The 5,439-nt window shown below is 64.7% G+C and carries 4 protein-coding genes; 3 read left to right on the top strand and 1 reads right to left on the bottom strand.

What is annotated here, in order from left to right; genetic code table 11:
• The first annotated feature begins 180 nt into the window (after positions 1–180).
• The 3 genes from macA (at position 181) to C4K38_RS18425 (ending at position 4,451) form a co-directional block, all read left to right on the top strand.
• Complete coding sequence (gene macA / locus C4K38_RS18435) at positions 181–1,329, top strand: macrolide transporter subunit MacA (protein ID WP_053279646.1); 1,149 nt, start codon at positions 181–183, stop codon at positions 1,327–1,329.
• Positions 1,330–1,331: 2 nt separating this feature from the next.
• A complete protein-coding gene (locus tag C4K38_RS18430; protein ID WP_053279645.1) occupies positions 1,332–3,302 on the top strand; it encodes a MacB family efflux pump subunit in 1,971 nt (656 codons plus the stop codon).
• A 156-nt stretch (positions 3,303–3,458) separates the two neighbouring features.
• Positions 3,459–4,451, top strand: coding sequence for an acyltransferase family protein (locus C4K38_RS18425; RefSeq protein WP_053279644.1), 993 nt, complete (start codon positions 3,459–3,461; stop codon positions 4,449–4,451).
• Between the two features lie 130 nt (positions 4,452–4,581).
• Here the strand turns inward: C4K38_RS18425 and C4K38_RS18420 are convergent, their stop codons facing one another.
• Complete coding sequence (locus C4K38_RS18420) at positions 4,582–5,316, bottom strand: helix-turn-helix transcriptional regulator (RefSeq protein ID WP_053279695.1); 735 nt, start codon at positions 5,314–5,316, stop codon at positions 4,582–4,584.
• Between the last annotated feature and the right edge of the window lie 123 nt (positions 5,317–5,439).

Raw genomic sequence — 5,439 nt, 5'->3', positions numbered from 1 at the left:
GGGGCGCGGGCCCGCCCGGGCAGCCGGGCAACGGGCTATGGATGGGTTCGGCCGCCGGCTCCACGGCCGGCTGAACCCGCTGGGTTTATCGGGAAGCACCGCTCATGACGGCAATAGGGTGCTTCGCACAGTGAGGCCCGGCAGCCGCCGGGTTCACCCTCAACGGATTTGTGGTCACCTATGGAAAAGTCGAAGTTTCGCAAAATCGCTATGGGGTTGGCGCTGGTCGTGGTGGCCGGTTTGATTTTCTACGCGGTGCGGGCACCGGCGGAGGCACCGCAGTACCTGACCGCCAAGGCCGAGCGTGGCGATATCGAGAACGCGGTGCTGGCCTCGGGTCTGCTCGAAGGCATCAAGCAGGTGGATGTCGGCGCCCAGGTGTCCGGGCAGTTGAAGTCGCTCAAGGTCAAGCTCGGCGACAAGGTGAAGAAGGGCCAGTGGCTGGCGGAAATCGACCCGCTGGTGCTGCAGAACACCTTGCGCCAGGCCCAGGTCGACGAGGAAAACCTGCAGGCGCAACGGCGCGCCACCATTGCCCAGCTCAAGGAAACCAAGTCGATCTACGAGCGCTACCTGGGCTTGCAGGAAGACGCGGCGATTTCCAAGCAGGAGTTCGAGACCGCCACGGCCAACTATGAGGTGCAGCGCGCCAACCTGTTGTCCCTGGATGCGCAGATCAAGAACGCGCATATCCAGATCGACACCGCCAAGGTCAACCTGGCCTATACGCGCATCGTCGCGCCCATCGACGGCGACGTGGTGGGCATCGTCACCCAGGAAGGCCAGACCGTGATCGCCAACCAGTTGGCGCCGGTGCTGCTCAAGCTGGCCGACCTCGACACCATGACCGTCAAGGCCCAGGTCTCGGAGGCCGACGTGATCCATATCAGCCCCGGCCAGGAGGTGTACTTCACCATTCTCGGCGAGGACCGGCGCTACTACGGCAAGCTGCGCGGAACCGAGCCTGCGCCGCAGAACTTCCTCGACACCCCGCCCGCCGGCACGCCGAAACAGACCACCGCGGTGTTCTACAACGCGCTGTTCGATGTGCCCAACCCCGATCATCGCCTGCGGATTTCCATGACCGCCCAGGTGCGCATCGTGCTCGACACCGCCAAGGATGTGCTGACGGTGCCGGTGGCCGCGCTGGGCCCGCGCAACAACGACGGCAGCTTCCCGGTGCGGGTTCTCGACGCCAAGGGGCAGGCCCAGCAGCGCAACGTGCAGACCGGCATCAACAACAACGTCAAGGTGCAGATCAAGGACGGCCTGGCCGAAGGCGAGCAGGTGGTGATCGGCGATCCGGTGCCGGCCGTGGCGGGGGCCTGACCATGACCCAGCCCCAGTTTCAACCCCTGTTGGAGCTCAAAGGCATCAGCCGCAGTTTCATGGCCGGCGAGCGCGAGTTCATGGCCCTCAAGCACATCGACCTGAGGATTAACGCCGGCGAGATGGTAGCGATCACCGGGGCCTCGGGCTCCGGCAAGTCGACCCTGATGAACATCCTCGGCTGCCTCGACTACGCCACCGGCGGCAGCTACCGGATCAACGGCCAGGAAACCCGCGACCTCGACGACCAGGCCCTGGCGGAGCTGCGCCGCGACTACTTCGGTTTCATCTTCCAGCGTTACCACCTGCTGCCGCACCTGAGCGCCATGCACAACGTCGAGATGCCGGCGATCTATGCCGGCACCGCCGAGGCCAAGCGCCACGGCCGGGCCCGCGAGTTGCTGGCGCGGCTGGGGCTGACCGGGCACCTGGGCCATCGGCCGAGCCAACTGTCCGGCGGCCAGCAGCAGCGGGTGAGTATCGCCCGGGCCTTGATGAACGGCGGCGAAGTGATACTCGCCGACGAACCCACCGGCGCCCTGGACACCGCCAGCGGCAAGGAGGTGATGAATATCCTGCTGGAGCTGCATGCCCTCGGGCACACGGTGATCATCGTCACCCACGACCCCAAGGTCGCGGCCAATGCCGAGCGGATCATCGAGGTGCGCGACGGCGAGATCCTCAGCGACCAGGCCAATGTCCGCGAGGGCGCCCAGGCACCCAGCGAGCCGCCGGTGGCCCTCAAGGGCAATGGCGCGCGGCGCCTGGTGGCCAGCCTGGGGCTGTTCCGCGAGGCCTTCAACATGGCCTGGGTGGCGCTGATTTCCCATCGCATGCGCACCTTGCTGACCATGCTCGGGATCGTCATCGGCATCACCTCGGTGGTGTCGATCTCGGCCATCGGCGAGGGCGCCAAGCGCTATGTGCTCAAGGACATCCAGGCCATCGGCAGCAACACCATCGATATCTATTCCGGCACCAGCTTCGGTGACAGCCGGGCGACGGCCATCGAGACCCTGGTGCCGGCCGACGTCGCGGCCCTCAACCAGCTGTATTACGTCGACAGCGCCACCCCGGTGGTGGGGCGCAACATGTTGCTGCGCTACCGCAATATCGACCTCGACGCCCAGGTCAACGGCGTCAGCGACCAGTACTTCCAGGTGCGCGGGCTGAAGCTGGCGGCCGGCATCGCCTTCAGCGAAAGCGACGCCCGGCGCCAGGCCCAGGTGGTGGTCATCGACCACAACACCCGCCATCGCCTGTTCGGCCCCGGGGAGGATCCCCTGGGCCAGGTGATCCTGGTGGGCAACCTGCCGTGCACCGTGATTGGCGTAACCGCCGAGAACAAGAACATGTTCGCCGCGAGCAAGGCGCTGAATGTCTGGGTGCCCTATGAAACCGCGGCCGGGCGCCTGCTGGGCCAGCGTTACCTGGACAGCATCACGGTGCGGATCAAGGACGGCCAGCCGAGCAAGGTGGTGGAAGACAACGTCACCAAGCTGATGCTGCAACGCCACGGCACCAAGGACTTCTTCACCAACAACCTGGACAGCATCATGCAGACGGTGCAGAAGACCAGCCGTTCCCTGGCGCTGCTGCTGTCGCTGATCGCGGTGATTTCCCTGGTGGTCGGTGGCATCGGTGTGATGAACATCATGCTGGTGTCGGTCACCGAGCGCACCCGCGAGATCGGCATCCGCATGGCGGTGGGCGCGCGCCAGTCGGACATCCGCCAGCAGTTCCTGGTGGAGGCGGTGATGGTCTGCCTGATCGGCGGGATGATCGGCATCACCCTGTCTTACGCCATCGGCTACCTGTTCTCGCTGTTCGTCAAGGAATGGGAAATGGTGTTTTCCATGGGCTCGATCGTCACCGCGTTCGCCTGCTCGACCCTGATCGGCATCGTCTTCGGCTTCGTACCGGCGCGCAACGCCGCGCGGCTGGACCCGATCGAAGCCCTGGCGCGGGACTGAAGTGCACAACCCGCCCAGGCCAAGCCTGGGCGGGCTGCCGGCAACCGAGCGAAAAAGGCTGTGGTTGCGCCCACGGAATATGGCAAAAGGCCTGTTTTCCCCACGCAAAGCAGCGTAGTTTACGCGTCACAATTACAAGGACGTTTGGGGTCGCGAGTGGGTGCGTATCGTCTGTTGTTGGCTGTCCTGGTGGCCGTTTCGCATATGGGCAAGACATTCATGGGGCTCAATCCCGGGGTGGTTGCCGTGATTTCCTTCCTGATCATCAGCGGTTTCGTGATGACCTCGCTGATCGAGCGCAGCTACAGGGCGCCGGAAAAAATCGGCCTGTTCTACCTGGACAGGGCCTTGCGGCTTTACCCGCAATTTCTGTTCTACTTCGCCGCCTCCTGCGCGGTGATCTATTTCCTGCTGCCCGGCACGCCGCAAGCCGCCGAGCTGACGCTGAGGAACATCGCCGCCAGCCTGCCCATCGTGCCCCTGGGTTTCTATATGTTCGGGGCGGCCGGCGTGGAGATCTTGCCGCCGGCCTGGTCGCTGGGGCTGGAGATGTGCTTCTACCTGGTGATCCCGTTCCTGATCCTCTACCGGGCGCGCGGCGTTACCTTTGCCCTGTCGGTGGCGGTCTTCCTCGCCGCGTGCCTGGGGTTCATCAACACCGACCTGTACGGCTACCGGCTACTGCCCGGCGTGCTGTTCATGTTCCTGTGCGGCAGCTACCTGTACCAGGCGCGGGCGAAGGGGTTGATGATCGCTGGCGGCAGCGCCGTGGCGGCGGCCTTGATCTTCGTGGCGATCATGGCCGGCTGGATAGAGCGCCGGCCGTTCAATGCCGAGGTGACCGCCGGCCTGGCGCTGGGCGTGCCGGCCGTGTACCTGCTGACGAAGCTCGGATTCCACCGGATCGACGAGTTCCTCGGGAACATCAGCTACGGCGTGTTCCTCAATCACTTTGTGGTGATGTACCTGCTGCGGGCGTTCTGGCCGGTGGCCTACGATGCGCCCATAGTGGCCAGCGTGCTGGCGCTGTCGCTGTTATTCAGCGGTGTTTCCTACTACTGCGTCGAGCGGCCGGCCTTGAAGCTGCGTCATGGGCTCCGGGCCGGCGCGAGGCATGGGGCGGCGCAGGGGCGGGAAGTGGCGGCTTGATGCCGCTGGCCTTCAGGGCTTGCCCCGCTCATGGACGACTGAGCGGGGCGTCTCCTTGTCGTTGCACCGGCTGCACCTGGGTTTCCCATTCATTTACCCAGTCCTGAACAGCCGGCTCAGGCCTGGAGGATCAGAGGCTGGTGCTCGGGCCTGGGGTGGCCGTGGCCTCGTCCGGGGAGTACATCCAGCGCAGCAGTGAGTGGCGCCCGCTGATCCCCATCTTGATCGCCGCCCGCTTGAGGTAGCTCTCGACCGTGTGCACCTTGAGTTTCAATTGCCCGGCCAGCTCGGGGGCGGTGCGCCCGGCGAGCAGGCCGACGCAGACCTGCATTTCCCGGTTCGATAGCTTCAGCCCCGATTGCCGCAGGCGCGCGGCGAAGCGCAGGCGCAGGGTTTCCAGGCCCTGGTGTTCCAGGCTGTCGGCGGCCTCGGGGTGGTCCCCTGGGGCGTTGTGCGGCTGCAGCGCCGCCAGGTGTTCCTCCACCATGGGCAGCAGCAGCGGGGAAAAGTCCCGCAGCAGGGTGCGTTCCTGGTGCGAAAAACTCTGTGACTGGCAGGAGCGGTATACCGAGATCACGTAGCGGTAATCGTCCTTGTGGCTGGTCAGGTGCAATTGCGCGGCGGTCTCGGCAGGGCGTGCCGTCGAATGCTCTCCGGACGGGGCGGGCGTGGAGTCGCTGTAGACCTCGTCGCGGGCGTTTCTGGGCTGCGATTGACCCTCTGAATACACACGCATCTGGGTGATATGCGTGGCGTCCACCGCCAGTTGGGTACGTATCAGATCATGCAGCATGCGCGGAAAACTGCGACTGCCAGTGCTGGCGATGACCTTGCCAATGTGTGGGAACAGTATTTGTGAGTTCATCATTTCATCCATGAGTTTCGTGTTGCACGACACTTGCCTTAGTAAGCGACGAGTGCGGCGAGACTATGTTTAGAGCCTTTCGCCGGATTCGCCGCCGCCTCGTATCCTAGTACAGGGTTCTGG

It is taken from the genome of Pseudomonas chlororaphis subsp. piscium (genome assembly GCF_003850345.1).
GTDB lineage: Bacteria > Pseudomonadota > Gammaproteobacteria > Pseudomonadales > Pseudomonadaceae > Aquipseudomonas > Aquipseudomonas piscium.
Note: the sequence above shows the minus strand (reverse complement) of the source record. Positions and strands in the feature narration are given on the sequence as shown.

What these genes read in the sequence shown, in the direction of transcription:
- macA (WP_053279646.1), top strand. Translation starts at nt 181, where the DNA reads ATGGAAAAGTCGAAGTTTCGCAAAATCGCTATGGGGTTGGCGCTGGTC.
- C4K38_RS18430 (WP_053279645.1), top strand. Translation starts at nt 1,332, where the DNA reads ATGACCCAGCCCCAGTTTCAACCCCTGTTGGAGCTCAAAGGCATCAGC.
- C4K38_RS18420 (WP_053279695.1), bottom strand. Translation starts at nt 5,316, where the DNA reads ATGAACTCACAAATACTGTTCCCACACATTGGCAAGGTCATCGCCAGC.